This window comes from Paraburkholderia sp. J94 (genome assembly GCF_905220285.1).
GTDB lineage: Bacteria > Pseudomonadota > Gammaproteobacteria > Burkholderiales > Burkholderiaceae > Paraburkholderia > Paraburkholderia tropica_A.
The window spans coordinates 197,764-221,919 of the sequence record NZ_CAJMZH010000013.1 but is presented as its reverse complement, the minus strand read 5'-3'; the positions used below and the strand labels follow the sequence as shown (position 1 = coordinate 221,919).

The window sequence follows — 24,156 nt, the reverse complement described above, 5'->3', positions numbered from 1 at the left end:
CGTCCGCGAGGGCGCCGGCTTTTGGCGTTTTTATGTGAGGTAATCCACTGTGAAGAAAGTTGCATTGTCCGGCGCCGCCGGCCAGCTCGGCACCGTATTGCGCAAGGGCCTGCTCGAGCGCGGCGTGAACCTGCGATCCGCGGCCGGCACGAAGCCGCTCGAACCGCTCGTCGCGGGCGAAGACGTCATGCACGGCGACCTGCGCGATCCCGCAGTGGTCGACCGCCTGCTCGACGGCGTCGACGTGCTGATCCACATGGCCGGCACGAGCGTCGAGCGTCCGCTGCCCGAGATCATCGAGAACAATCTGCGCGGCCTCGTGGAAGTCTACGAAGGCGCGCGCCGCCACGGCGTGAAGCGCATTCTGTTCGCAAGCTCGAATCACGCGATCGGCATGTATTCCGTCGACGACAAGCTCGACCTCGATTGCGCGTTCCGCCCGGACGGCTTCTATGGTCTCTCGAAGGCCTGGGGCGAATCGCTCGCCCGCCTCTACTGGGACAAGCACGGCATCGAAACCGTGAACGTGCGCATCGGCAGCTGCCTGCCGAAGCCGACCGAGTTCCGCCATCTGAGCACGTGGTTCGGCCACGACGATCTGTTCCATCTCATCGATCGCGTGATCAACGTGGAATCGATCGGCTTTGCCGTGGTCTGGGGCGTGTCGAACAACACGCGCAGCTACTGGGTGCAGGAAGGCGAACACGACGACGCGAAGCGTCTCGGTTACGTGCCGAAGCAGAATTCGGAAGATTTCGCGGCGGAGATTCTCGCGAAGGACAACCCGCTCGACGCGACCGCGCAGCGCTATCAGGGCGGCAGCTTCGCGAGCTTCGATTTCACGCCGGTCGAACAGCGCGGCAAGCGCGGCTGATATCGCCTGTCACGCGCACGCTGAGAATGCGCCACGGCCTGAGTCATCGCGCTCAGGCCGTTTTTTTTGACCCTCCGATTTCAGGCCGATCGCTTCAGGCGGGTCGATTCAAGCGGATCGCTTCAGGCCGCCTCGCACAGCGCGAGCACATTCTCGACCCGCGCCTCGGCCACACCGGCCTTCATCAGCGCGGCGACGATCACCTCCCGGTTCCACTGCGCCTTGTAGCGCGCATAGAGCGGCTTCACGCACGCGAACTTCTGCAGATCGCAATACTTGATCAGCAGTTGCAGACACTCTCTCGACGCAAAGGTGCGCAGATCGAGCGCGCTCGCGATCGCCATCATCTCGTGGTCGTCCACGTGCCGCCACATGTTGAAGACGCCGTGAAATCCCAGCGTGGGATTAGCCGGCATTTCATATTCGTACGCGAAGCGACGCGCCACGTCGGCAGGCGCAAAGCGCACGCCGTACCCGCTTTCCAGCTCGCGACGCCAGGTCCGGCAAATGAGCGTGTCTTCGATCGCATCGGCGGGACAGACGAAGCGATCGCTCGCGAGCGCCTTCAGCAGCCGCGTGGAGCGCAACGAAAACCCGCCGTTGCCGACGTCCATGCCATCGCCGTAAAAGTACCAGGCCGCGCCCAGGTAGTCGTAGTCGAAAAACGCGTCGCGCCATTGCGATCCGTCCACCACATAGCCGTCCCATTGCACGACCAGCACCCAGGGCGTCGCGATATGCTTCACCAGCTCCTTGATCATGAAGACCGAATAGTCCTCGCGCGATTTGATGCGCTCGATGGGCACGATGCGCGCGTGCGTGGGCACGGATTCGTGCGTGAACAGGATCGCGTCGCCGAACTGGCATTGACGCATCGAGAGATCGAGCGCACGGGCCGCGAGCGCAGGGTTGATCGTATCGGCGGCGCAGATCGTGACGTCGCGCAGATCGGGAAGTTGACGGGCGTTCATGGGATGGGAGCGCGGCGACAGAACGATCGCGCGCGGCAGCGAAAGCCGCGAGACTAGGCGAATCCGCTTTTGCCGGGAATCGCCGACAGTCAATTCCTGTCACGATTACAGAAAAGTTGCTGCGGCGATTGACGTGCGTCAGCGCGGCGGCTGGCAATAAAAAAGGGCGCCGATCAAGGCGCCCTCTCGCGAACCGCGCGAATCAGGCCCTCACAACACGCCCGATTTCACGATCATCTGCACTGCGGCCGCCACCACGCACACCAGCACGACGATGCGAAACGCGAGCGGATGCAGCTTGTCGCGCAGCGGCCGGATCAGCAGCATGCCGACGATCGCGGGCAGGCTCGCGAGCGCCGAAATCGCGAGATCCGCGCCGTTCGCATGCGCGCCGCCGCTGAACGTGGTGATCAGCGTGAGCACCGAGACCACGAGGATGATCGCGATCTGCTTGGTGAACGCGCGGCCCGTCGCGCCCGTGGCGATCAGATACATCGCGAGCAGCGGACCTGGCACCGAGGCGATGCTCTCCATCAGCGCCGCGCCGAAGCCGAGCGCGAAGCCCACGGGCCGCACGAGCGCGGGCGAGAGCGTGAGTTTCGGCGACGCGAGCAGCAAGCCGGCCGCCACGGCCAGCGCGAGGCCCGAGGCCGCCTGCGCGTGATGCGGTTCGAGCCGGATCAGCACCGACACGCCCACCACGTTGCCGATCACCGTACCGATCAGCGGCGCAGCGATGTGCTTGATCGTCTTCCACAACTCGCCGCCTTCGAGCGCCTGCGGAATGTTGCCGAGGATGATCGGCATCGACAGCAGCAGCACGGCCTGCTTGACGGGCAGGAACTGCGTGAGGATCGGCATGGCGACGAGCGGCACGCCGATGCCGCTCACGCCCTTCACCATGCCGCCGAGCACCAGCGCCACGGCGAGGCCGACGAGTTGCCAGGTGTCCAGCGCCTGCATGTGGGGCAGCAGGACGCCGCCGGAAAGAAGGGATTCGAGCATCGCGACGTTGAGTGCGTGAATGAGCGGCCGCGATGGCGCGAGAGCGTTTCGCGATGCCGGGGGCTGCATGATAGCGCAGGCGACGGAACGTCACAGGCGCGGCCCCGCTTCACTCCAGGTCACTTCGATTCGCGCGCGCAAAAAAAACGGCGGCGCCAACCGGCGCCGCCGCAAAGACTCCCTCGGAACGTGAAATCAGAACCGGTGAATAATGCCGATCGCGCCTGCGAACTGGCTGCGCGACGAGGACGGCGCGCTGTTCTGACCGTCGCCGATATCGGCCGTCGCGTTGATGATGTTGCCCGCGCCGTCCGTGCCGAGCGTCTGGCCGCCCGCGCGCTGGTACGCCTCGACGAAGTACAGGCCCGTGCGCTTCGACAGGCTGTAGTACTGCGAGAGGTTGAACTGCTGGTACGACGCCGCGCTCGTGATGCCGTTCGCCTTGGTCGCGCGCGTGTAGCTGTAGCCCGCGCCCAGATCCAGCACCGTGAACGGCTTGTAGTGCAGCACCACGCCGCCCGTGTTCCAGATCTGCGTGTCGAAGAACTTCGAGCCCGAGCCCGCGATGTACTGCACGTTCGAATAGGATGCCGAAATATCCCATTGCGAGTTGAAGGCATAGCCGCCCGTCACGGCGAAGCGCTGCTGCGCCTGCGCGGTCTGGTAGCCATTGGTGATGGCCGAGACGCCCGGCTCGCCGCCGCTGTAGGCCGTCGAGCTGGAGCTCCACGTGCCGCCGCCGTTGGTCGCGTTGTTCAGACGCTCGAAGCCCACGGCGATACCGACCGGACCGTGAATATAGTTGGCCGCGACGCTCCACGACGAACCGGCGTTCGTGCTGCCCGCCACGCCGCCGAGCGCGTACATGCCGCTGAACGTGAAGCCCGCGAAGTTCGGCGAGGTGTAGACCAGCGCATTGTTGATGCGGTAGATCGTATCCATCGAGTCGAGGTCGCCCGGGTGCGCGCCGTAGGCGCCCGTGAGCCAGTTGGTCGGGCTGTAGGGCGAGAGCAGCGTGTAGTACGGCGCGTACTGGCGGCCCGCCGTCAACGTACCGTACTGCTGGTTCGCAAGACCGACGAAAGCCGCACGGCTGAACATCAGGCCCGAGGTCGATTGAGCGCCGGTGGCCGAATTATAGCCTTCTTCGAGCTGGAAGATCGCGCGCGTGCCGCCGCCCAGATCTTCGCTGCCCTTGAAGCCGAAACGCGAACCGGCCCAGATGCCCTGCGCCATCTTGACGAGCGCGTGGCCGCCCGAGGTCTTGCCGAGCGACGTGGCGCTGCTTTGATAACCGATGCCGGTATCGACGATACCGTAGAGCGTGACGCTGCTCTGGGCGTGCGCGCCCAGTGCGGCGAGTCCAAGCGTGGAAGCGAGAATGGTCTTCTTCATCTGTACTCCTGATGTAATCGTTGTGATGTATTGCTTTTTTAACTACGTGTGAATCGTATTGCGTGTGCTCCTCCAGCATCGCTGGCGCGCGCGGCGGCCAAGCCCCGCCGCGCGCGCCGCGATCAACCGCGTCGAACCTGTGCTGCTCAGTCGCGGCTTAGTGAATCTCGGGCTCGCCGCCGCCCTTGACACCGCCGCCGCACGAACCGCCGGCGCCGTCACGCTGCATGAAGTCGAATTCGCAGCCGTTGTTGGCCTGCATGACGTGCATCTGGTACATCGCGCCATAGCCGCGCGTGAAGCGCGGTTCCGGTGCGACCCACTCGGCCTTGCGGCGCGCCATTTCCTCGTCGGAAATCAGCACGTTCAGGCGGCGCTCCGGCACGTTCATCTCGATCAGGTCGCCGTCCTTGACCAGCGCGAGCGGACCGCCGATGAACGATTCCGGGGCCACGTGCAGCACGCACGCGCCGTAGCTCGTGCCGCTCATGCGCGCGTCGGAAATACGCAGCATGTCGCGCACGCCCTTCTGCAGAATCTTTTGCGGAATCGGCAGTTGGCCCCACTCGGGCATGCCCGGCGCGCCCACCGGACCGGCGTGCTGCAGCACGATCACGCTGTTCTCGTCGCAGTCGAGATCTTCGCTGTCGATGCGCGCGGCCATGTCGTTGTAGTCCTTGAACACGACGGCCTTGCCCGTGTGCACGTGCAGACGCTTTTCGGCCGCGCCCGGCTTGATCACCGCGCCGTCCGGCGCAAGATTGCCGCGCAGCACCGCGAGGCCCGTGTCCGGCATCAGCGGCTTGGCGCGGCGGTAGATCACTTCGTCGCTATAGATCTCGGCGTCGGCGATGTTTTCGCCAAGCGTCTTGCCGTTCACGGTCATCTGCGTGCCGTCGATCAGATCGCCGAGCTCCTTGAGCATCGCGCGCAGACCGCCCGCGTAATAGAAGTCCTCCATGAGGTACTTGCCGGTCGGGCGCACGTTCGCGAGCACCGGCGTGCGGCGCGCGATGTCGTCGTAGTGGCCGAGCGTCAGGTCGACACCCGCGCGGCGCGCGACGGCGATCATGTGCACGATCGCGTTGGTCGAGCCCGACAGCGCCAGACACGTGGTCACCGCGTTGTCGACCGACTTGCGCGTGATGATGTCCGAAGGCTTCAGGTCTTCCCACACCATATCGACGATGCGCATGCCCGTCTTCGCCGACATCTGCGCGTGACGCGAATCCGGCGCCGGAATCGAGGCGAAGCCCGGCAGCGTGAAGCCGAGCGCTTCCGCCGCGCTCGTCATCGTCGAGGCGGTGCCCATCGTCATGCAGTGGCCCGGCGAGCGCGCGATGCCGCCTTCCACGCCCTGCCAGTCCTGCTCGGTGATCTTGCCCGCGCGCAGGTCGGCCCAGTACTTCCAGGTGTCCGAACCCGAGCCGAGCGTCACGCCGTTCCAGTTGCCGTTGAGCATCGGGCCCGCGGGCAGGAAGATGGTCGGCAGATTCATCGAGATCGCGCCGAGCAGCAGTGCGGGCGTGGTCTTGTCGCAACCGCCCATCAGCACCACGCCGTCGGCGGGATACGAGCGCAGCGTTTCCTCGGTTTCCATCGCGAGGAAGTTGCGATAGAGCATCGTGGTGGGCTTCTGGAACGGCTCGGAGAGCGTCTGCACCGGCAGCTCGATCGGGAAACCGCCGGCCTGCCAGATGCCGCGTTTGACCTCTTCCACGCGCTGCTTGAAGTGCGTATGGCAAGGGTTGATTTCGCTCCACGTGTTGAGGATCGCAATCACCGGCTTGCCCGCGTACTCCTCGCGGCTGTAGCCCATCTGCGCCGAGCGCGAACGATGGCCGAACGACCGCAGGTCGTTCACGCCATACCAGCGGTGGCTGCGCAGTTCTTCGGGGGTCTTTCGCTTGTTGCTCATCTTGCCTTGCTCCAGTGTTTCCGCGGATGTGTCAATAAAGCCGCCGGCGCGGGCCGACCTCGCGCTAACGCGATTCCTTCACGCGCGACACGAGTTGTGTCGGGCTGACGAACTGCAGCGCGACCAGCACCCATGCGAGCGTGATCGCCATGTAGATCATCGCCATGGCGTCGATGGACTGCGGCGCGCGCACGCCCGTCGAGAACACTGCGTAATACAGCGCGACGACGAGCGTTTGCGTGTCGGGTCCGGCGGTAAAAAAAGTCAGTTCGAACATGCCGATCGTGCGCACCAGCACGAGCAGCCCCGCCGCCAGCATCCCCGGCACGAGGAGCGGCAGCAATACATAACGGAAATAACGCAGCGTATTCGCGCCGAAAATGCGCGCCGCCGATTCCAGATTCGGATCGATCTGCTCGATGAACGGCGTCATCACGAGAATCACGAAGGGCAGCGCGGGCACGAGGTTCGCGAGGATCACGCCGGTCAAGGTTCCCGCGAGACCAGTTTGATACATCGCCGTGGCCATCGGAATGCCGTAGGTCACGGGCGGCACCATCAGCGGCAGCAGGAACACGAGCATGGCGATGCGCTTGCCCGGAAACTGCGCGCGCGCGAGCGCGTACGCGGCGGGCACGCCGAGCGCGATCGAGAGCACCACCACCGCGCCCACCACCTCGAAGGTCACCCACAGCACGCTGCCCAGCTGGAAGTCGCGCCACGCCTGCGCATACCAGTGCAGCGTGAAGCCCTGCGGCAGCGGCGTGCCGAACCAGCGCGTGGCGATGGAGTTCACGCCCACGGTCGCGATCAGCAGCAGCACGTTGAGCAGGAAGAACACCACGCCGCCCCAGACCAGCACCTTCCAGACGATCTCGGGCACGTTCGCGCCGGGCTTCGCCTGCGGCGCGTTGGCGGCGGGCGCGGGACGTTCGTCGCGCATCGGCGCGCCCGCGGGCAGACCGGCGGCGTTACGTTGATGTGCGGTCATCAGCCTTTCCCTCCGCTCACCGGGCCCGAGTAGAAGAAGCGTTTCGCGCTGAGCATCGCCGCCACCACCACGAGCTGCACGAAGCCCATCACGATGGCGATGGTCGAGGCGAGCGAGTAGTCGTAGCTCTCGAACGCCGCTTCCGACGCCGCGATCGAAATCACGCGCGTGGGACCGGCGGGCGCGCCGAGCAGCACCGCCGACGGAAACACCGAGTACGCCTGCACGAACGACAGGCACGCGGCCATCGTGAGACCGGGCGCGAGCAGCGGCAGATAGATCTGCCGGAACTGCTGCCACGGCCCCGCGCCGAGCGTGGCCGCCGCGCGCGCGAGCGTCGGGTCGATGCCCGTGACGTACGACAGCGTGAGCAGGAAGGCGAACGGAAAACCCGAGACGATCAGCGAGATCAGCACGCCCCAGTAGTTGTGCGTGAGGCGAATCTCTTCGTTCGTGTACAGATGCAGCGCGTGCAGCGCCTGCGGGAACCAGCCGTTCGGACCGAAGTAGCTGAGCATGCCGTCGGCGATCAGCACGGTGCCGAGCGTGACGGGAATCACGAGCAGCGTCGTCACGAGCTTCTGATACGGCGACTTGCGGCGCAGCGCGAATGCCACCGGCAGCGACAGCCCGACGTTGATGATCGTCGCGGGCACGGCGAGTTTCAGCGTGACGAACACCGTCGGCCACAGCGACAGATCGTGAATGAACTGCAGATAGTTCGCGAATACGCCGCCGCCGTTCATCGGCTTGAACGACAGCACGAGACCGTAGGCGAACGGATAGAGAAACAGCGCGATGATGAAACCGAGCGCCGGCGCGACGAGCCAACCGCGCGCGTCGCGCGGCGCCTTGATGATCGACGAGGCCAGCGTGCTCATGATGCGCGCTCCGCGTAGGCCAGCACGCGCGACGGCGCGACGCGCAGCGTGGCGCGCTCGCCCGCTTCGAATTCGCCTTCCACGCGCGCCCACAACTTGCCGAACGGCGCGTTCGCGAGCAGCAGCGAATCGCGGCCGCCGTATTCGACCATTTCGACTTCGACGTCGAACGCGTTCGCATCGCCCGCGTGGGCGCGCTCGAAATCTTCGGGACGCATCGCCACCGAGATCTCGCCGCCCTTCACGTCGTCCATCGGCACGCCCGTGAGCGTGATGCCCGACGCCGACATCGCGATATGCTCGCCGCGCTCGCCGCTCACGGCGAACGGCAGGACGTTGCGATAGCCCATGAAGCGCGCGACATGCAGATTCGCGGGACGGCTGTAAATCTGCTTGGGCGTGGCGACCTGCTGCACGACGCCCTCTTTCATCACGACGATGCGGTCGGCCATCGAGAGCGCCTCGTCCTGGTCGTGCGTGACGTAAATCGTGGCGCGTTCGAGCTGGCCGTGAATGCGGCGGATTTCGGCGCGCATTTCGATACGCAGACGCGTGTCGAGGTTCGACAGCGGCTCGTCCATCAGCACGAGCGGCGGCTCGATCACGATCGCGCGCGCAATCGCGACGCGCTGCTGCTGGCCGCCCGAAAGCTGGCCCGGCAGCTTGCTTTCATGCCCGACGAGCTGCACGAGTTGCAGCGCCTCGCGCGCGCGGCGTTTGACCTCGTCGCGCGCGATGCCCTGCATCTTGAGGCCGAAACCCACGTTGTCGAGCACCGACATATGCGGGAACAGCGCGTAATTCTGGAACACCATGCCGAAGCCGCGCTTTTCGGGCGGCAGCACGTCGATGCGTTGTTCGTCGAGCCAGATGCTGCCGCTCGTGAGCGGCTGCAGGCCCGCAATGCAGTTGAGCGCCGTCGATTTGCCGCAACCCGACGGCCCAAGCAGCGCGATGAATTCGCCGCGGCGAATCTCCAGATCGAGACCGCGCAGCGCCGCCAGCTGGGCGCCCTCCGCGCTCGTGAAGCTGCGGCACACCGCGTCCAGACGCAGACGATCGAAAGAATGCTTCATGACACCTTCCTGACCACGTGTTCCACTCATCCACTTATCCGGGGCCAGGCCGCGAACGGCCCGGCCACGCGCCCTTTTACTGCGACTTCTGCGAGCCGACCTCGCGGTCCCATTTCTGGAACGCCGCGACCATCGCCTGCGCCGAGAGCGGCTGGACGTGCGGATACTGCGTCAGCCACTTCGCGTATTCGGGACGGCCGTATTTGGCGATCACGTCCTGGCTCTGCTTCGGCGCCATCGACAGCGTCACGCCGTTGACCGCCGGGCCCGGATAGAAGTAGCCGTCGTCATACGTCATGGCCTGTTGCTGCGGCTCCAGCATGAAGTTCATCAGCTTGAGCAGCACGGCGAGCTTCTCCTTCGAGACGCCCTTGGGCACCACCATGAAGTGCGCGTCGTTCACCCACGTCATGTTGTCGAACGCCTGCACCTTGAATTCGGCCGGCACGATGCCGAGCGCGCGCGGGTTGATGTCCCAGCCCGTGACCGTCACGGTCATGTCGCGCGTGCCTTCGCCCAGTTCCTTCATCACCGCCGAGGTGCCGCCCGGGTAGTACGGCACGCACGAATTCAGCTCTTTGAGGAAGGCCCAGGTCTTGTCCCAGCCGTTGATCGGGTCTTGCGGATTCTTGTCGCCGAGCAGATACGGCAGGCCCATCAGGAACGTGCGGCCCGGACCCGAATTGGCCGGACGCGCATAAATGAGCTTGCCCGGATTGGCCTTGCAGTACGCGAGCAGTTCAGCCGGCGTGTGCGGCGGCTTCGCGACCTTGGCCGGGTTGTATTCGACGAGCGGACCGGCGGGCATATACGACACTTCGAGGCCGTAACCCTGCGCAAGGTCCTGCATCTTGCGCGGACCCGGCGCGTACTTGTCGAGCACGCCCGGCAGCGCCGCCGTCTGGTCGGGCAGCAGCTTCATCCACAGATTCTGTTCGATGCCCGCCGCCAGCGCGTCCGTGCCCGTGAGCACGAGATCGATATCGGCGCGGCCTGCTGCCTGCATCGCCTTGATCTTGCCAGGCAACTGCGGCGCGGGGGCATTGGTGTACGTGATGTTGGAGACGAGATTCGGGTACTTCGCCTTGAACGCCTCGAAGGCCTTCTGCGTGAGCTGCAGATTGCCGGCCACGTCGACTATGTTCAGGGAAACGGGATCCGCCTTCGCCGCGCTCATGCCGAGCGCCGCCGCGGCCGCCACACATACGGCCAGCACGCTGGCCTTCAAGCGTCCATCGAACATCGCATCTCCTCACATCTGATTATGGGTTTTTTAATACACGGCTGTTGTCGTTCTGATGCCTGTATTTCCGGCTGGACGTCCGCTTGTTGCCATGCTGCTGCCAGCCTCGCGTCAGCCTGCTGCCAACTTCGCGCCAACTTTCGCCGCGGTCAAAGGATGCCGAACCACACATCAAGTTGTCAAGCAACGTCAGGGCTTTTGTGAGCGTCTTGTGAGTCGATTGTCGGGCGGCCCCGTGACAAGGCGCTTGCAGAGAGCTGGTGAGCCGCCGCAAGCGCCTTCGCCCGTTACTTGCAGTGCTTACTTGCGCACCAGTTCACCGTCGCGCAGACGCCACAGCGCCAGCGGATTCTCGTCCTGGAGCGCGGCCGGCAGCAGTTCCGCCGGCAGGTCCTGATAGCAGACCGGACGCAGGAAGCGCTCGATCGCCATCGCGCCCACCGAAGTCGTGCGCGCGTCCGAGGTGGCCGGGAACGGGCCGCCGTGAACCATCGCGTACGAGACCTCGACGCCCGTCGGGAAACCGTTCGCCAGAATGCGGCCGGCCTTGCGTTCGAGCACCGGCAGCAGGCGCGCGGCCATCGCGTAGTCGTCGCGGTCGATTTGCAGCGTGGCCGTGAGCTGGCCTTCGAGATGCTCGGCCACGCGCAGCAGCTCCGCTTCGTCGCGACAGGCCACGACGATCGAGGTCGGTCCGAAAATCTCGTCCGACAACGCGTGCTGTGCGAGGAACTGCTCGGCGCTCGCCTTGAACAGCAGCGGCAGCGCGGCGCACTGCGCATCGCTTGCCGCGCCTTCGGCCAGTTGCTCGACGCCCTGGGTCTTGCGCTGCGCCACCGCATCGCCATACGCCGACGCGATGCCCGCCGTCAGCATGGTCTGCGCGGGCTTGTGCGTGAGCGCCGCGCTCGCGGCCGTCACGAAGCGGTCGAGTTCCGGCGAATCGATCGCGAGCACGAGGCCCGGATTGGTGCAGAACTGGCCGACGCCCATCGTGAGCGAATCGACGAAACCCTGTGCGAGCGCTTCGCCGCGCGCGGCCAGCGCCGCCGGCAGCACGAGCATCGGGTTGATGCTGCTCATTTCCGCGTAGACGGGGATCGGTTCCGCGCGCTGCGACGCGATCTGCGCGAGCGCGAGACCGCCGCGGCGCGAGCCCGTGAAGCCCACCGCCTTGATGGCCGGATGCGCGACCAGCGCTTCACCCGTTTCGTTGCCGCCGCCGAAGATCAGCGAGAACACGCCTTCCGGCAGACCGACGTCCGCGACCGCCTGCTGGATCGCGCGGCCCACGAGTTCCGAGGTGCCCGGATGCGCGAGGTGCGCCTTCACGACCACCGGGCAGCCGGCGGCCAGCGCCGACGCCGTGTCGCCGCCCGCCACCGAGAACGCCAGCGGGAAATTGCTCGCGCCGAACACGGCGACCGGGCCGAGGCCGATACGCTGCGCGCGCAGGTCCGAACGCGGCAGCGGCTTGCGATCCGGCAGCGCCGAATCGAGCACCGCGCCGCACCAGCGGCCGTCGCGCACCAGCGTTGCGAACAGGCGCAGCTGGCCGACCGTGCGGCCGCGCTCGCCTTCCAGACGCGCCTTCGGCAACGCCGATTCCAGATGCGCGCGTTCGATCAGTTCGTCGCCGATGGCGAGAATGCGCTCGGCGATCGCTTCCAGCAGCTTCGCACGCGTTTCGTGCGGCGCGGCGCGGAAGGCGTCGAACGCCAGCGCCGCGAGATCGCAGGCGCGCGCGACATCGGCCTTGTTGCCGAGGCCGAACGCCGGCTCGATATCCTTACCGAGCGCCGGCGCGAAGGCGCGCATTTCGCCCGCCTGACCGCGCACCGACTGCGCGCCGATCAGCATGGCTCCCGTGATAGACGACATGTTCGCTCCGTTCAGTTCAATCAGTTGCACAAGCGTTTGCACGCGCCGCTCAGGCGTGCGCCGCTTGCGACGAACCGGCCAGCAAGCGCTCGAACGCGAGCAGCGTCTTCGCCGCTTCGCCGATGGCGGGCAGCGCTTCGGCCGGCGACTGCGAGAGCAGCGGCAGGATCGGGCCCATGTCGGCGATGCCGGAGAGCGTGACAGCGTCGTGCAGCACGCGGATCAGCGAGATGTCGTCGCGCAGCGTTTCGAGCGGCATGAAGGCGTCGTAGAGGCGTTGCGCTTCGTCGGCGCGGCCTTCCTTGGCGGCCTTGAGCAGCGCCATCACGGCGTTCGCGGCGATACAGCCCGAGCCCGTGGTCCAGGCGGCGAGACCGAAATCGCGCACGTGAACCAGCGCCGGACGCTCGCCCATGCCCGAGACGACCTTCGAGGCCGGCACGCTTTGCAGCAGGCGGCGCAGATACGGATCGTTCGCCGGGTCCTGGCGCACGATGGCGTATTTCACCGCAATCAGCGTGCCGCGGTCGATCAGGCGCACGAGCGTGTCCACATCGACATAATCCTCGCTCTTGATATAGAGCGTCAGCGGAATGCCCGCGGTGTCGGCGATGCGCGAGAGGCCCGCTTCGACGCCGGCCGGCGTGGTGAAGCCCGACAGCGGCAGCACCATGGCGGTCTTGTATTGCGTCTGCGCGAGGATGCGCGCCTGGTCGAGCATCTTGCCGTAGTCCGGGCCGATGGCCGGGATCACGCGCGTTTCGGGCGCGGTCTGCTCGGCGAGCATGTCAAGCAACTCGCGGAATTCGCTGACGGCGACGTGGTACAGGTTCGCGTTGCCGCCGTACAGCAGCGTGCGGATACCGCCTGCTTCCATATGGCGGATGAGCTTGCCGTTGGCTTCAACGTCAAGGGAGAAATCGGCGCGGCGTGCCAGAGGGGGCACTGCCATCACGGTCGAAGCGAATTCGCTTTCGACGATCGGGGACACGTTCATGAGGCCTCGTGCAGAAATGGTGGGTGGTCGATATCCGCACAGTAGCACTCGCCCCGACCAGTTGTCAAACAACTTGGTGGACTTGTTAGGGTTTGTTCGGAGGCGCGCCGCAAACGCCCGCCAGCCGCGACGGGCCGAGGATTTCCGCAATTAATCAGAGGATTAGACCGGCATCCTGCGCGATACCGAATCTGTCCCTGACTGACAACCCGGCGCGGCGTGCATTCCCCAAAAAGCAACAAGCTCCGCGACGGCTCTCGCTCCGCCCAGCCATGCGAAACCACGCCGATCCGCCCCGCCCGCCGCGCGCTCCGAACCGGACCATCCGCCCCAAGCCCTTGAATCCGCTGGACATTCCCCAACCGCCCGGGACGCCATGCCGCGCCCGATTGCGACACCCCGCCACTTGACCGGGCGCGATCGATACAGCCAGCGCAATGGAATATTGTAAAATCCCCCGACAATCATGGAACCGGTTCCAATTACCATTCGTTACCGCGGCGGCCGGGCAGAAACCGGCTTCCCCAGATGGTCACGGTCAGATCAGATCGCGCCGAATTCATACAGAATCGAACAATGTCCGAATCCCCTCTCACGTCTCGCCGTGGCTTCCTGCGCACGGCGGTAGTGCTCGTTCCCGCAGGGGCGCTCGCCGGCTGCGAAGGCGGCTCGCAGCCGTCCAACGGCAACGCGCAGCAAGGCGGCAGCCAGGCGGGTGCGTCCCAGCCGGGGCAGGCCCAGAGCGCTTACAAGCCCCGCTTTTTCGACGCCCGCGAATGGGCCTTCCTGCAAGCGGCGGTCGACCGGCTGATTCCCGCCGACGCCGAAGGTCCGGGCGCGCTCGACGCGGGCGTGCCCGAATTCATCGACCGTCAGATGGACACGCCCTACGCGCACGGCGCGCTCTGGTACATGCAGGGGCCGTTCCAGCAAGGCGCGCCGGAACTCGGCTATCAGATGAAGCTGGTGCCGCGCGACATCTACCGCCTCGGCATCGCGGCGGTGAACGCGTACGCGACCAAGGCCTGGGGCAAGGATTTCGACGCGCTCGATGCGAACACGCGCGACGCCCTGCTCGCGGATCTCGAAGCGGGCAAGGTCGAACTCGACTCGGTGCCCGCGAAGGTGTTCTTCGGCCAGTTGCTGCAGAACACGCGCGAAGGCTATTTCTGCGATCCGATCCACGGCGGCAACAAGGACATGGCCGCCTGGAAGATGATCGGTTTTCCCGGCGCGCGCGCCGATTTCATGGATTTCGTGAACCAGGACGGCAAGGCTTACCCGTACGGTCCGGTATCGATCAACGGGGAGCGCACGTAATGGCGATCAAGAAACCTCATGTGGACGCGGTCGTGGTCGGCTTCGGCTGGACCGGCGCGATCCTCTCGAAAGAACTCACGGAAGCGGGCCTGACCGTGGTCGCACTCGAACGCGGCGAGTATCGCGACACCTACCCGGACGGCGCGTACCCGAACACCATCGACGAGCTGACCTACAACGTCCGCAAGAAGCTCTTTCTGGACCTCTCGAAGACCACCGTCTCGATCCGCCACAACGCGGCCGAGACGGCGCTGCCCTACCGCCAGCTCGCCGCGTTCCTGCCCGGCGAAGGCGTGGGCGGCGCGGGCCTGCACTGGTCGGGCGTGCACTTCCGCATCACGCCGGAAGAACTGCGCCTGAAGAGTCATTACGAAGAACGCTACGGCAAGAAGTTCATCCCGGAAGGCATGACCATCCAGGATTACGGCGTGAGCTACGACGAGCTGGAGCCGCATTTCGACTTCGCCGAAAAAGTGTTCGGCACCTCGGGCCAGGCCTACAAGGTCGGCGACAAGGTGGTCGGCGACGGCAACGTGTTCGAAGCGCGCCGCAGCGACAATTTTCCGTTGCCCGCGCAACTGAATACGTACTCGGCGCAGCGCTTCTCGGACGCTGCGAAGTCGATCGGCCTGCATCCGTATCGCCTGCCGTCCGCGAACACCTCGGGTCCGTACACGAACCCGTACGGCGCGCAGATGGGCCCGTGCAACTTCTGCGGCTACTGCAGCGGCTACGCGTGCTACATGTACTCGAAGGCCTCGCCGAACCTGAACATCCTGCCCGCGCTCAAGCTCGAAAAGCACTTCGAACTGCGCTCGAAATGCCACGTGCTGCGCGTCGAACTCGACGACACGAAGAAGCGCGCGACCGGCGTGACTTACGTCGATCCGTCGGGCCAGGAAGTGTTCCAGCCCGCCGATCTCGTGATCGTCTCGGCGTTCCAGTATCACAACGTGCATCTGATGCTGCTCTCGGGCATCGGCAAGCCGTATGACCCGGTCTCGGGCACGGGCGTCGTGGGCCGCAATTTCGCGTACCAGAATCTCTCGACCATCACGGCGTTCTTCGACAAGGACACGTGGACGAATCCGTTCATCGGCGCGGGCGGCAACGGCGTGGCCGTGGACGACTTCAACGCCGACAACTTCGATCACGGTCCGCTCGGTTTCGTCGGCGGCTCGCCGCTCTGGGTGAACCAGGCGGGCGTCAAGCCGATCAGCGGCATCGCCACGCCCGCGGGCACGCCGAACTGGGGCTCGCAGTGGAAGAAGGCCGTGAAGGATCACTACGCGCACACCATTTCGATGGACGCGCACGGCTCGAACATGTCGTATCGCGACGTGTTCCTCGACCTCGATCCGACCTATCGCGACTCGTACGGCCAGCCCTTGCTGCGCATGACCTTCGACTGGAAGGACAACGACATCAAGATGGCGCAGTACGTGACCGGCCAGATGAAGAAGATCGCCGAGGCGATGGGCCCGAAGGCCATCAACGTCTACACGCGCGAGTTCGGCGCGCATTTCGATTCGCGCCGCTATCAGACCACTCACCTCGTGGGCGGCGCGATCATGGGCACCGACCCGAACACCAGCGCGCTCAACCGCTATCTGCAGAGCTGGGACGTCCATAACGTTTTCGTGATTGGCGCGTCCGCGTTCCCGCAAGGCATCGGCTACAACCCCACGGGGATGGTCGCCGCCCTGGCGTACTGGTCCGCGAAGGCCATTCGCAGCCAGTACCTCAAGAACCCCGGCCCTCTGGTGAGCGTGTGACGATCCGCATGAAGAAGAACCTTTTCCCCACGGGCTTCGCTCGTGGCGCGCTGGCCGCGTGCGCGGCGCTGTCGATGACGTTCGCGGCTGCGGCCGCGCATGCCGCAACAACCGCGTCGGCTGCGTCCTCCGATGCCGCGCTCGTCGCGCATGGCGAATACCTCGCGCGCGCCGGCGACTGCATCGCCTGCCACACGTCGCAAGGCGGCAAGCCCTTCGCGGGCGGCCTGAAGTTCGACACGCCGATCGGCGCGATCTACTCGACCAACATCACGCCCGACGCTGGCAGCGGCATCGGCAAGTGGACCTACGACGACTTCGCGAAGGCCGTGCGCCAGGGCGTGCGTCCGAACGGCGACACGCTCTATCCGGCGATGCCCTACCCGTCGTACGCGCGCCTCTCCGACGACGACATGAAAGCGCTCTACGCGTACTTCATGCACGGCGTCGCGCCGGTGAACGCCGCCAATCGCGCGGTGGACATTCCGTGGCCGCTGTCGATGCGCTGGCCGCTCGGCATCTGGCGCACGATGTTCGCGCCGAAGGTCGCGCCGTTCGACGCCGGGCATTACAACGATGCGATCGTCGCGCGCGGCGCGTATCTCGTGCAGGGCCTCGGCCACTGCGGCGCGTGCCACACGCCGCGCGCGCGCACGATGCAGGAACTCGCGCTGACCGATCTCGAAGGCGACGACTTCCTCGCGGGCGGCGGCCCGATCGACGGCTGGGTGCCGTCGAGCCTGCGCGGCAATCCGCGTACGGGCATCGGCGCATGGAGCGAGGACGACATCGTCCAGTTCCTCAAGACCGGCCGCAATCTGCATACGGCGGCGTTCGGCGGCATGACCGACGTGGTCCAGCACAGCATGCAGCACATGACCGATGCGGACCTGCTCGCGATGGCGCGTTATCTCAAGACGCTGCCCTCGAACGACGCGAAGGAAACGCCGTACGCCTACGACGCCGCCGCCGCGAGCAAGCTGCAAGGCGGCGACGCGAGCGCGCGCGGCGCGGCGGTCTATCGCGACAACTGCATGGCCTGCCACCGCAGCGACGGACGCGGCTACACGCGCGTGTTCCCGGCGCTCGGCGGCAACCCCGTCGTGCAGGGCAAGGACGCCACCTCGCTGATCCATGTGCTGCTCGCGGGCGCCGCGCTCGAAGGCACGCAGACGGCGCCCTCGACCTTCACGATGCCGCCGTTCGGCTGGCGCCTCTCCGACCAGGAAGTCGCCGACGTCGCCACCTTCGTGCGCACCAGTTGGGGCAACACCGGCGCGCCGGTCAGCGCCGACGACGTCGCGAAGCTGCGCAAGACCGTGACCGTCACCTCGCCCGAGCTGCCGCCGGGCGCCTCGCTCAAGCGCTGATACCGCAACACGGCTTCGAACGCCCTCACGCGCCTGACCTCCTGAAGTTCTGATCCGCGTTTTTCCAGCGCCGCACGCCGGCTGCCTCGTTCATCGAGGCGGCCGGTGCGCGCGCGCATAACAACGAGACCGCTTTGATGCGGCGCTCTCTTTTTCACCGAGACGACTCATGATGAAAAAACACCTGATCTCCGCGCCGATCCTGCTCACGCTCGCGGGCACCGCCGCGGCGCAGGGCTCCGTCACGCTCTACGGCATCGCCGACGCGGGCATCACGTACCGCAGCAACGAGCGCACCGGCAAGACCGGCGCTTATCAGGGCCATTCGAACGTCGCCATGACGACCGGCAATCTCTCGGGCAGCCGCTGGGGCCTCAAGGGCCGCGAGGACCTCGGCAACGGCCTCTCGGCGATCTTCGTGCTCGAAGACGGCTTCGACATCAGCAACGGCACCTCGGGCCAGAGCGGCCGTCTGTTCGGCCGCCAGGCGTTCGTCGGCCTCGCCGACCAGCGCTACGGCTCGCTGACGATGGGCCGCCAGTACACCTCGCTCGACGACTTCGTCGGGCCGGTCGCGCCGGTGAGCCAGATCGGTGGCTTCGGCGCGCATCCGGGCGACATCGACGACCTCGACCAGACCACGCGCGTCGACAACTCGATCAAGTACACGAGCGCGAAATACAACGGCTTTTCGTTCGGCGCGCTCTACGGCTTCGGCGGCCAGGCGGGCAGCCTCAAGCGCAAGAACACGTGGAGCGTGGGCGCGGGCTACGCGAACGGCCCGCTGCGCGTGGGCGTGGGCTACGAGCGCTCGGACAACAGCAAGACCGGCCTCGACGACACGACCTACGGCAAGTGGCAAGGCACCTACGACGGCACCTTCAACTCGTCGATCAACGAAGGCTTCGCGAGCGCGCAGTCGCAGCAGGTGGTGGCCGCGGGCGCGACCTGGGATTTCAGCACGGTGCAGGTGGGCGTGAACTACAGCAACGTGCAGTACAAGGCGGGCGCGAACTCGCTCTACTCGGGCACGGCGCGCTTCAACATCGCGGGCGTGTTCGGCATGTGGAACGTGCAGCCGCGGACGCATCTGTTCGCGGGCTACAGCTACACGCGGGGCAGCGACGTCGACAATCTCGACGATGCCGCGCAGTACCACAACGTCTCGGTGGGCGCGCTCTACGACTTCTCGAAGCGCTCGACGGTGTATCTGCTGGCCGGTTATCAGCACGCCTCGGGCACGACGCTCGACGCGCTCGGCCATCCGGTGGCCGCGACCGCCTCGGTCTCGGACAAGGGCAACGGCCACTCGTCGAACTCTCAATCGCAGGCGATCGTGAGCGTGGGCTTGCGCCAGAAGTTCTAAACGTTCAGACGTTTTGCCGATGATTCGCCGATGAAAAAACGGCGCGCGGGTGATGGCCCGCGCGCCGTTTCGTTATTCGAGCATCAGGAATGCCGATCGCCGTCCAGGGCGCCGTGCAGGACTCAGTGCAGGATCTCGGGACGCGCGAGCAGGCCGATGAATTCGTCGATCGTGAGCGCGGGCGCGAACTCGGACAGCGTCGAATAGATCACCGTGTCGTAGATCGCGGAACCCGCGGCCGACTCAAGCTCGACGCCCGCCGCCGCCGCGCGGTGCTCCGCGCGCTCGTGGGCGATCGACAGCAGAAGCTGGGCTTCCGATTTCGAGAATGGCGTTTTCATACCTGGTCTAACGGCGCATGCGATGGAAAGTTTAGGGAAGCCCTCGAAAGAGTTGGTAAGTTTACATTTCGTCAGCGAGCCGCGACTTTGCGCAGCGCGGGCAGCGGTCCCGTGACGGTGTAACCGGCGTCGTGCAGCCGTTGCAGCAGCGAGTGCGCACCAAAAAAGTGCCCTGCGCCGACCGCGACGAGTATCGGCCCCTTGCCGTAGAAATAGCCGTATTGCGCGAGCGTCTCGGCGAAGATATCGGTGCCGCGCAGATAGAGGTATTGGCTGAAGTCGTAATGCGCGTCGCTTTCGCCGGGAAAGCGCGCCATCGCCAGCCGCTCCAGTTGCGCGGCGTCGCCCGTTACCCACGCCTGCTGAAACTGCGCGTACGAGGCCGCGCCCTGGCGCGCGCCATGCAGTCCCGCGCATTCGCCTTGCAGAAAGGCTTCCTGATCGGCGGCCGGCATCTCGTCGAAGAGGCGCATGCCCTGCTCGATCGTCTCCAGATAGATCAGCGGAATGCGCTGGCGCTGCGCGATCGATTCGAGCCGCGCGTCGATCCCCGCGAACACCAGCGACTCGCCCGTGGGCACGAAGCGCGGCGGCTTCGCGCCATCCTCCCGTTCGAAGCGCTGCTCATGCAGCCGCACCGCATCGACGACGAAGCCCGCGAGCCACGGCTTGTGCTGGAAGAACACCTTGATATCGGCGCCGCTATCGCGCGCGCAATGCGCGAGCGCCTCGGCGCTCATCGACTGCATGTGATTCGTGAGATTGTCGGCGGCGGGATAGAGGCCGTAGCGCAGGATCGTCTGCACATTGTCGTGCGTCGGGCTCACGTTGGTTTCGAGCGCGATCGCCTGCACGCGGTCCGCCAGCGCGGCGAGCGCGGCGTCGATGCGCGGGTCGTCGCTCGCGAGTCCGTGGATCGTGGGCAGCAGCAGCAAGGTCGGATGACCGGGCAGGCTCGCGGTCCACAGCGCAGGACGATAAGCGGATGCGGACGCCGACGCTTTCGCGACGTGTTGCATGTGACCGGTCGCCGGATTGGCCGCCTCGCGCGATGCGCCGTCCTGCGCCCGCGCACTCAAGCCCGGGCTCAAGCTCAGGCCCACGCTCGCGCACCACACAGCGAGGCCCAGCGCGAAGCGTTTCGCGCGCGCGCGTGTCCCGGAGTGGCAGTCAGTGTTTATCATTGTCGGCACCGCTTCTGGGGAGGCCCCGGTTGCAGCATACGCGAGGCGCGCGCCGCGCGTCCGTACGCGAGCGCACATGCGCCGGTCCGCACATCGGCGCGCGCTGAATCGATCGTCAAGGAATGCCCATGGATCGTCTGCAAACCATGCAGATCTACGTGAATATCGTCGAGCGCGGCAGCTTCACGCAAGCCGCCGAAGCGCTGCAACTGCACCGCCCCGCCGTCACGAAAGCCGTGCAGCAACTCGAGGACGAACTCGGCATCCGCCTCCTGAACCGCAGCACGCGCCGCGTGAGCACGACCGCCGAAGGCGACGAGTTCTATCAGCGCTGTGTTCAATTGCTCGCGGGCGTGAACGACACGTTCGCCTCGTTCGCGCAGTTCTCGCAGCAGCGCCCGCAGCCGAAGGGACGTCTGCGCCTGAACGTGGCCGTGGCGCTCGCCAAGGCCGTGATCATTCCGGCGCTGCCCGAATTCCAGCAGCGCTATCCGCAGATCGATATCGTGCTGGGCGCGAGCGATCAGCCCGTCGATCTGATCGGCGAAGGTATCGACTGCGTGGTGCGGATCGGCGAATTGAAAGACTCCAGCATGGTCGCGCGCAAGATCGGCGAGGTGCCGATGGTGACCTGCGCGTCGCCCGCGTATTGCACGCGCCACGGCCTGCCGCGCACGCTCGACGATCTGCGCGCGCATCGCGCCGTGAACTTCTTCACGGGACGCAACCGCCGCGTGATGGACTGGGTGTATCGCAGCGGCGGCAAGACCGTCGCGCTCAAGCTCGACAGCGCCCTGCTCACCGACAGTTCCGAAGCGCTGCTTGCGTGCGGTCTTGCGGGCTTCGGCCTGATCCACGCGCTGCGCCCGGCGTTGCAGCCGCACATCGACGCGGGCCAGCTCGTGGAAGTGCTGCCCGGCATCGCGAAGGTGCCCAAGCCGATCTCCGTCATGTATCCGAATCGCGAGCATCTGCCGGGCAAGGTGCGCGTGTTCGTCGACTGGCTCACGGAGCTGATCGGCAAACGCTGTCCGGCTTGAAGCGCTGCGTGGATTCCGCTCAAGCGCGCGCATTGTTATTCATCCAATAACAATGAGTAATCGCGCCACGCGTTTATTCGCGCTGCGGCGCGGCATACAGTAATCGGACCGGGCGCGCCTTGCGATGCATCTTTTCATGCTTATGCGCCCCGTTCGAATTCAAGAGGAATCCAGAATGTCCAGAATCGTCCGCTTTCACCGCATCGGCGGCCCCGACGTGCTCCAGATCGACGACGTCGACGTGCCCGCTCCGCAGGCCGGCGAGGTGCAGATCCGCGTCAAGGCCATTGGCCTGAACCGCGCCGAAGTCATGTACCGCAGCGGCCAGTACACGCACGCGCCGCGCTTTCCCGCCGCGCTGGGCTATGAAGCGTCGGGCATCGTCGAAGCCGTGGGCAGCGGCGTGCAGGACTTCGCGCCCGGCGACGCCGTGAGCGTCGTGCCCGCGTTCTCGTTTCTCGACTACGGCATGTACGGCGAACGCGTGAACGCGCCCGCACACGCCGTCGTGAAGAACCCGGCGGGCCTCTCGTTCGAGGAAGCCGCCGCCACGTGGATGCAGTACGCCACGGCCTGGGGCGCGCTGATCGAGATCGGCGGCCTCGCGCGCGGCCAGGCGGTGCTGGTGGGCGCGGCGTCCAGCAGCGTGGGACTCGCGGCGATCCAGATCGCCAACAGCGTCGGCGCGGTGCCGATCGCGCTCACGCGCAGCGACAGCAAGCGCGCGGCGCTGCTCGAAGCGGGCGCAAAGCACGTGATCGCGGGCGGCGGCGCGGCGCTTACGCAGCAGGTGCGGGAAATCACCGGCGGCACGGGCGCGCATCTGGCGTTCGATCCGGTCGGCGGCCCGGAGGCGGCGCATCAGCTGCGCGCGCTCGCGAAACAGGGCATCTTCGTGCAATACGGTGCGCTCGACACGCGCGATCTGAGCGTGCCCGTGATGGACCTGCTCTCGCGCCATCTCACGGTGCGCGGCTACGAACTGTTCGAAATCACCACCGACGCCGCGAAGCTCGAACGCGCGAAACGCTTCATTAGCGACGGCCTCGCCGCGGGCGCGCTCAAGCCCGCGATCGACCGCACGTTCACGCTCGACGAGATCGCCGAAGCGCACCGCTACATGGAAGCGGGCGCGCAGGTCGGCAAGATCGTCGTGACGGTGTAAGGCCGCGCGCGGATTCCGACGCAGCATGAAAAACGCCCCGCTTTCGAGCAGGGCGTGTTTTACGTTTTTGCGTTTGTGCGTTCTTGCGTGTCGAGCGTCAGGCGTCGCGCATCAAGCCTTGCGCGCCTTCGCGAGCACGTCGAGATTGCCCTCGCCGAAACCATGATGGCCGAGGCGCTGCACCACTTCGAAAAAGATCTCGCCGGGGCGGCGCTTCACGAAGGTCTGGAGGAACAGGCGCGGCACGCCGTCCGCGCCAATCTCGCCGTCGATCAGAATGTGGCGCTTGCGCAGCGCCTCGATATCGAGGCCGTGACCGGGCAGGCGCGCATCGACCGAATCGTAATACGCGGGCGGCGGCTCCACGAATTCGACGCCGCTCGCCATCAGCGCATCGACGCACGGCACGATGTCGTCGCTCGCGAGCGCGATATGCTGCACGCCCTCGCCCGGATGATCGGGCAGATAGTCGTGCATCAGCTCGGTGCGGCGCGTGCCCTCCTCGTAGACGGGAATGCGGATCTCGCCGCCCGGCGACACCATCACGCGCGACTCCTGCGAAACGTGCCAGTTCGCGTTGATCTCGTGGATCTCGCGGAAATGCAGCAGCTCGCGATAGAAGTCGAGCCATTCGTCGATGCGGCCCGCGCCCACCGTCTGCGTGAGGTGATCGACGCGTTGCAGGCCGGTGCCGCCGTGCTCCAGATCGGCCTGGGCGGTGGCGATGTCGATCGGGCGGAAGTCGATGTCGAAGATCGAAATGTCGCCGACGCCGCCGCGCAGGCCGCCACGGCCGCGCCAGCGGTCGACGAAATAGATATGCGAGTCGCCGATGCCCTGGATCGCCGGGATCTTCAGCTCGCCCGCGCCGACGCGCTCGCCCTCGAACGCCCACGCGCCCAGACGCAGCGCGTGTTCGAAGGCGCGCCGCGCGCTCTCCACGCGCACGCCGATCGCGCAGATGCCCATGCCGTATTCCTCGGCGTAGCGCGCGGCGAACGAGTCCGGCTCGGCGTTGAGCAGGAAATTCATCTGGCCCTGGCGATAGAGCGTCACGTCCTTGCTGATGTGGCGCGCGATGGCCTTGAACCCCAGCTGCTCGAAGCGCCGCCCGAGCGCGGCGGGATCGGGCGCCGCGAATTCGACGAACTCGATGCCGGCCATGCCGAGCGGATTGGCCTGCTCCGGCGCGCCGGAAATGGGGTTGGACGACATGCGGAAGGCTCCTGAAACCAGCAAAAAACCATGAACGACGGCGGCGACAGACCGCGCCGCCAGTACCCGCCAATTTTAACCAAATCGTTCATCGCGCCAAAGAAGGGCATCGACCAGGTCGTGCCTGCCCTCGGTGCTAACCCGCAAA

The 24,156-nt window shown here is 66.0% G+C and carries 20 protein-coding genes; 7 read left to right on the top strand and 13 right to left on the bottom strand.

The window, feature by feature from the left end:
* Window positions 1–49: 49 nt before the first annotated feature.
* Entirely contained in the window at window positions 50–874 is an 825-nt protein-coding gene (locus tag U4Y88_RS26745) for an NAD-dependent epimerase/dehydratase family protein (protein ID WP_224014978.1), read from the top strand.
* Window positions 875–996: 122 nt separating this feature from the next.
* Here the strand turns inward: U4Y88_RS26745 and U4Y88_RS26740 are convergent, their stop codons facing one another.
* The 10 genes from U4Y88_RS26740 to U4Y88_RS26695 all read right to left on the bottom strand — a co-directional run bounded on the left by U4Y88_RS26740 (window position 997) and on the right by U4Y88_RS26695 (window position 13,232).
* Window positions 997–1,845 carry a DUF5672 family protein gene (locus U4Y88_RS26740; protein ID WP_321787515.1) on the bottom strand — a complete coding sequence of 283 codons (849 nt, stop codon included), beginning with the start codon at window positions 1,843–1,845 and terminating at the stop codon, window positions 997–999.
* Window positions 1,846–2,055: 210 nt separating this feature from the next.
* The gene (locus U4Y88_RS26735; RefSeq protein ID WP_224014982.1) at window positions 2,056–2,850 is read right to left on the bottom strand and encodes a sulfite exporter TauE/SafE family protein; all 795 of its coding nucleotides are present in this window, start codon (window positions 2,848–2,850) and stop codon (window positions 2,056–2,058) included.
* 195 nt (window positions 2,851–3,045) lie between these two features.
* Window positions 3,046–4,245: a porin gene (locus U4Y88_RS26730; RefSeq protein ID WP_224014983.1), complete on the bottom strand. Its 1,200-nt coding sequence runs from the start codon at window positions 4,243–4,245 to the stop codon at window positions 3,046–3,048.
* Window positions 4,246–4,402: 157 nt separating this feature from the next.
* Window positions 4,403–6,163 (bottom strand): L-arabinonate dehydratase, encoded by a 1,761-nt coding sequence (gene araD, locus U4Y88_RS26725; RefSeq protein ID WP_321787513.1) that lies wholly within the window; start codon window positions 6,161–6,163, stop codon window positions 4,403–4,405.
* A 64-nt stretch (window positions 6,164–6,227) separates the two neighbouring features.
* A complete protein-coding gene (locus U4Y88_RS26720; protein ID WP_321787548.1) occupies window positions 6,228–7,106 on the bottom strand; it encodes an ABC transporter permease in 879 nt (292 codons plus the stop codon).
* A 47-nt stretch (window positions 7,107–7,153) separates the two neighbouring features.
* Window positions 7,154–8,035 carry a sugar ABC transporter permease gene (locus U4Y88_RS26715; RefSeq protein ID WP_321787511.1) on the bottom strand — a complete coding sequence of 294 codons (882 nt, stop codon included), beginning with the start codon at window positions 8,033–8,035 and terminating at the stop codon, window positions 7,154–7,156.
* Window positions 8,032–9,111 (bottom strand): ABC transporter ATP-binding protein, encoded by a 1,080-nt coding sequence (locus U4Y88_RS26710; RefSeq protein WP_321787509.1) that lies wholly within the window; start codon window positions 9,109–9,111, stop codon window positions 8,032–8,034. Before U4Y88_RS26710 ends, U4Y88_RS26715 begins: the two co-directional genes overlap by 4 nt.
* 76 nt (window positions 9,112–9,187) lie before the next feature.
* Window positions 9,188–10,288: an extracellular solute-binding protein gene (locus U4Y88_RS26705; RefSeq protein WP_224015222.1), complete on the bottom strand. Its 1,101-nt coding sequence runs from the start codon at window positions 10,286–10,288 to the stop codon at window positions 9,188–9,190.
* 366 nt (window positions 10,289–10,654) lie between these two features.
* Window positions 10,655–12,235 carry an aldehyde dehydrogenase (NADP(+)) gene (locus U4Y88_RS26700; RefSeq protein WP_321787507.1) on the bottom strand — a complete coding sequence of 527 codons (1,581 nt, stop codon included), beginning with the start codon at window positions 12,233–12,235 and terminating at the stop codon, window positions 10,655–10,657.
* A 49-nt stretch (window positions 12,236–12,284) separates the two neighbouring features.
* Entirely contained in the window at window positions 12,285–13,232 is a 948-nt protein-coding gene (locus U4Y88_RS26695) for a dihydrodipicolinate synthase family protein (RefSeq protein WP_321787505.1), read from the bottom strand.
* Between the two features lie 576 nt (window positions 13,233–13,808).
* On the opposite strand from U4Y88_RS26695, the gene U4Y88_RS26690 reads away from it, so the two are divergent.
* The 4 genes from U4Y88_RS26690 to U4Y88_RS26675 all read left to right on the top strand — a co-directional run bounded on the left by U4Y88_RS26690 (window position 13,809) and on the right by U4Y88_RS26675 (window position 19,063).
* The gene (locus U4Y88_RS26690; protein WP_321787503.1) at window positions 13,809–14,552 is read left to right on the top strand and encodes a gluconate 2-dehydrogenase subunit 3 family protein; all 744 of its coding nucleotides are present in this window, start codon (window positions 13,809–13,811) and stop codon (window positions 14,550–14,552) included.
* The gene (locus tag U4Y88_RS26685; RefSeq protein WP_224014997.1) at window positions 14,552–16,327 is read left to right on the top strand and encodes a GMC family oxidoreductase; all 1,776 of its coding nucleotides are present in this window, start codon (window positions 14,552–14,554) and stop codon (window positions 16,325–16,327) included. The genes U4Y88_RS26690 and U4Y88_RS26685 overlap by 1 nt, the downstream gene beginning before the upstream one ends.
* Window positions 16,328–16,401: 74 nt before the next feature.
* On the top strand, window positions 16,402–17,697 hold the full coding sequence (locus tag U4Y88_RS26680; RefSeq protein WP_321787546.1) for a cytochrome c: 1,296 nt from the start codon (window positions 16,402–16,404) through the stop codon (window positions 17,695–17,697).
* A 172-nt stretch (window positions 17,698–17,869) separates the two neighbouring features.
* Window positions 17,870–19,063 (top strand): porin, encoded by a 1,194-nt coding sequence (locus U4Y88_RS26675; RefSeq protein WP_310634221.1) that lies wholly within the window; start codon window positions 17,870–17,872, stop codon window positions 19,061–19,063.
* Window positions 19,064–19,185: 122 nt separating this feature from the next.
* Here U4Y88_RS26675 and U4Y88_RS26670 read toward each other — a convergent pair whose 3' ends face one another.
* Window positions 19,186–19,404 (bottom strand): hypothetical protein, encoded by a 219-nt coding sequence (locus U4Y88_RS26670; RefSeq protein WP_224015000.1) that lies wholly within the window; start codon window positions 19,402–19,404, stop codon window positions 19,186–19,188.
* A 71-nt stretch (window positions 19,405–19,475) separates the two neighbouring features.
* Window positions 19,476–20,588, bottom strand: coding sequence for a TraB/GumN family protein (locus tag U4Y88_RS26665; RefSeq protein WP_321787501.1), 1,113 nt, complete (start codon window positions 20,586–20,588; stop codon window positions 19,476–19,478).
* Window positions 20,589–20,716: 128 nt separating this feature from the next.
* Here U4Y88_RS26665 and U4Y88_RS26660 point away from each other — a divergent pair, with 128 nt between their 5' ends.
* Together U4Y88_RS26660 and U4Y88_RS26655 are read left to right on the top strand one after the other, a co-directional pair.
* Entirely contained in the window at window positions 20,717–21,628 is a 912-nt protein-coding gene (locus tag U4Y88_RS26660; RefSeq protein ID WP_321787499.1) for a LysR family transcriptional regulator, read from the top strand.
* Between the two features lie 175 nt (window positions 21,629–21,803).
* Entirely contained in the window at window positions 21,804–22,793 is a 990-nt protein-coding gene (locus U4Y88_RS26655; RefSeq protein ID WP_321787497.1) for a zinc-dependent alcohol dehydrogenase family protein, read from the top strand.
* Between the two features lie 111 nt (window positions 22,794–22,904).
* Here U4Y88_RS26655 and U4Y88_RS26650 read toward each other — a convergent pair whose 3' ends face one another.
* Window positions 22,905–24,008, bottom strand: coding sequence for a 4-hydroxyphenylpyruvate dioxygenase family protein (locus tag U4Y88_RS26650; protein ID WP_224015007.1), 1,104 nt, complete (start codon window positions 24,006–24,008; stop codon window positions 22,905–22,907).
* Between the last annotated feature and the right edge of the window lie 148 nt (window positions 24,009–24,156).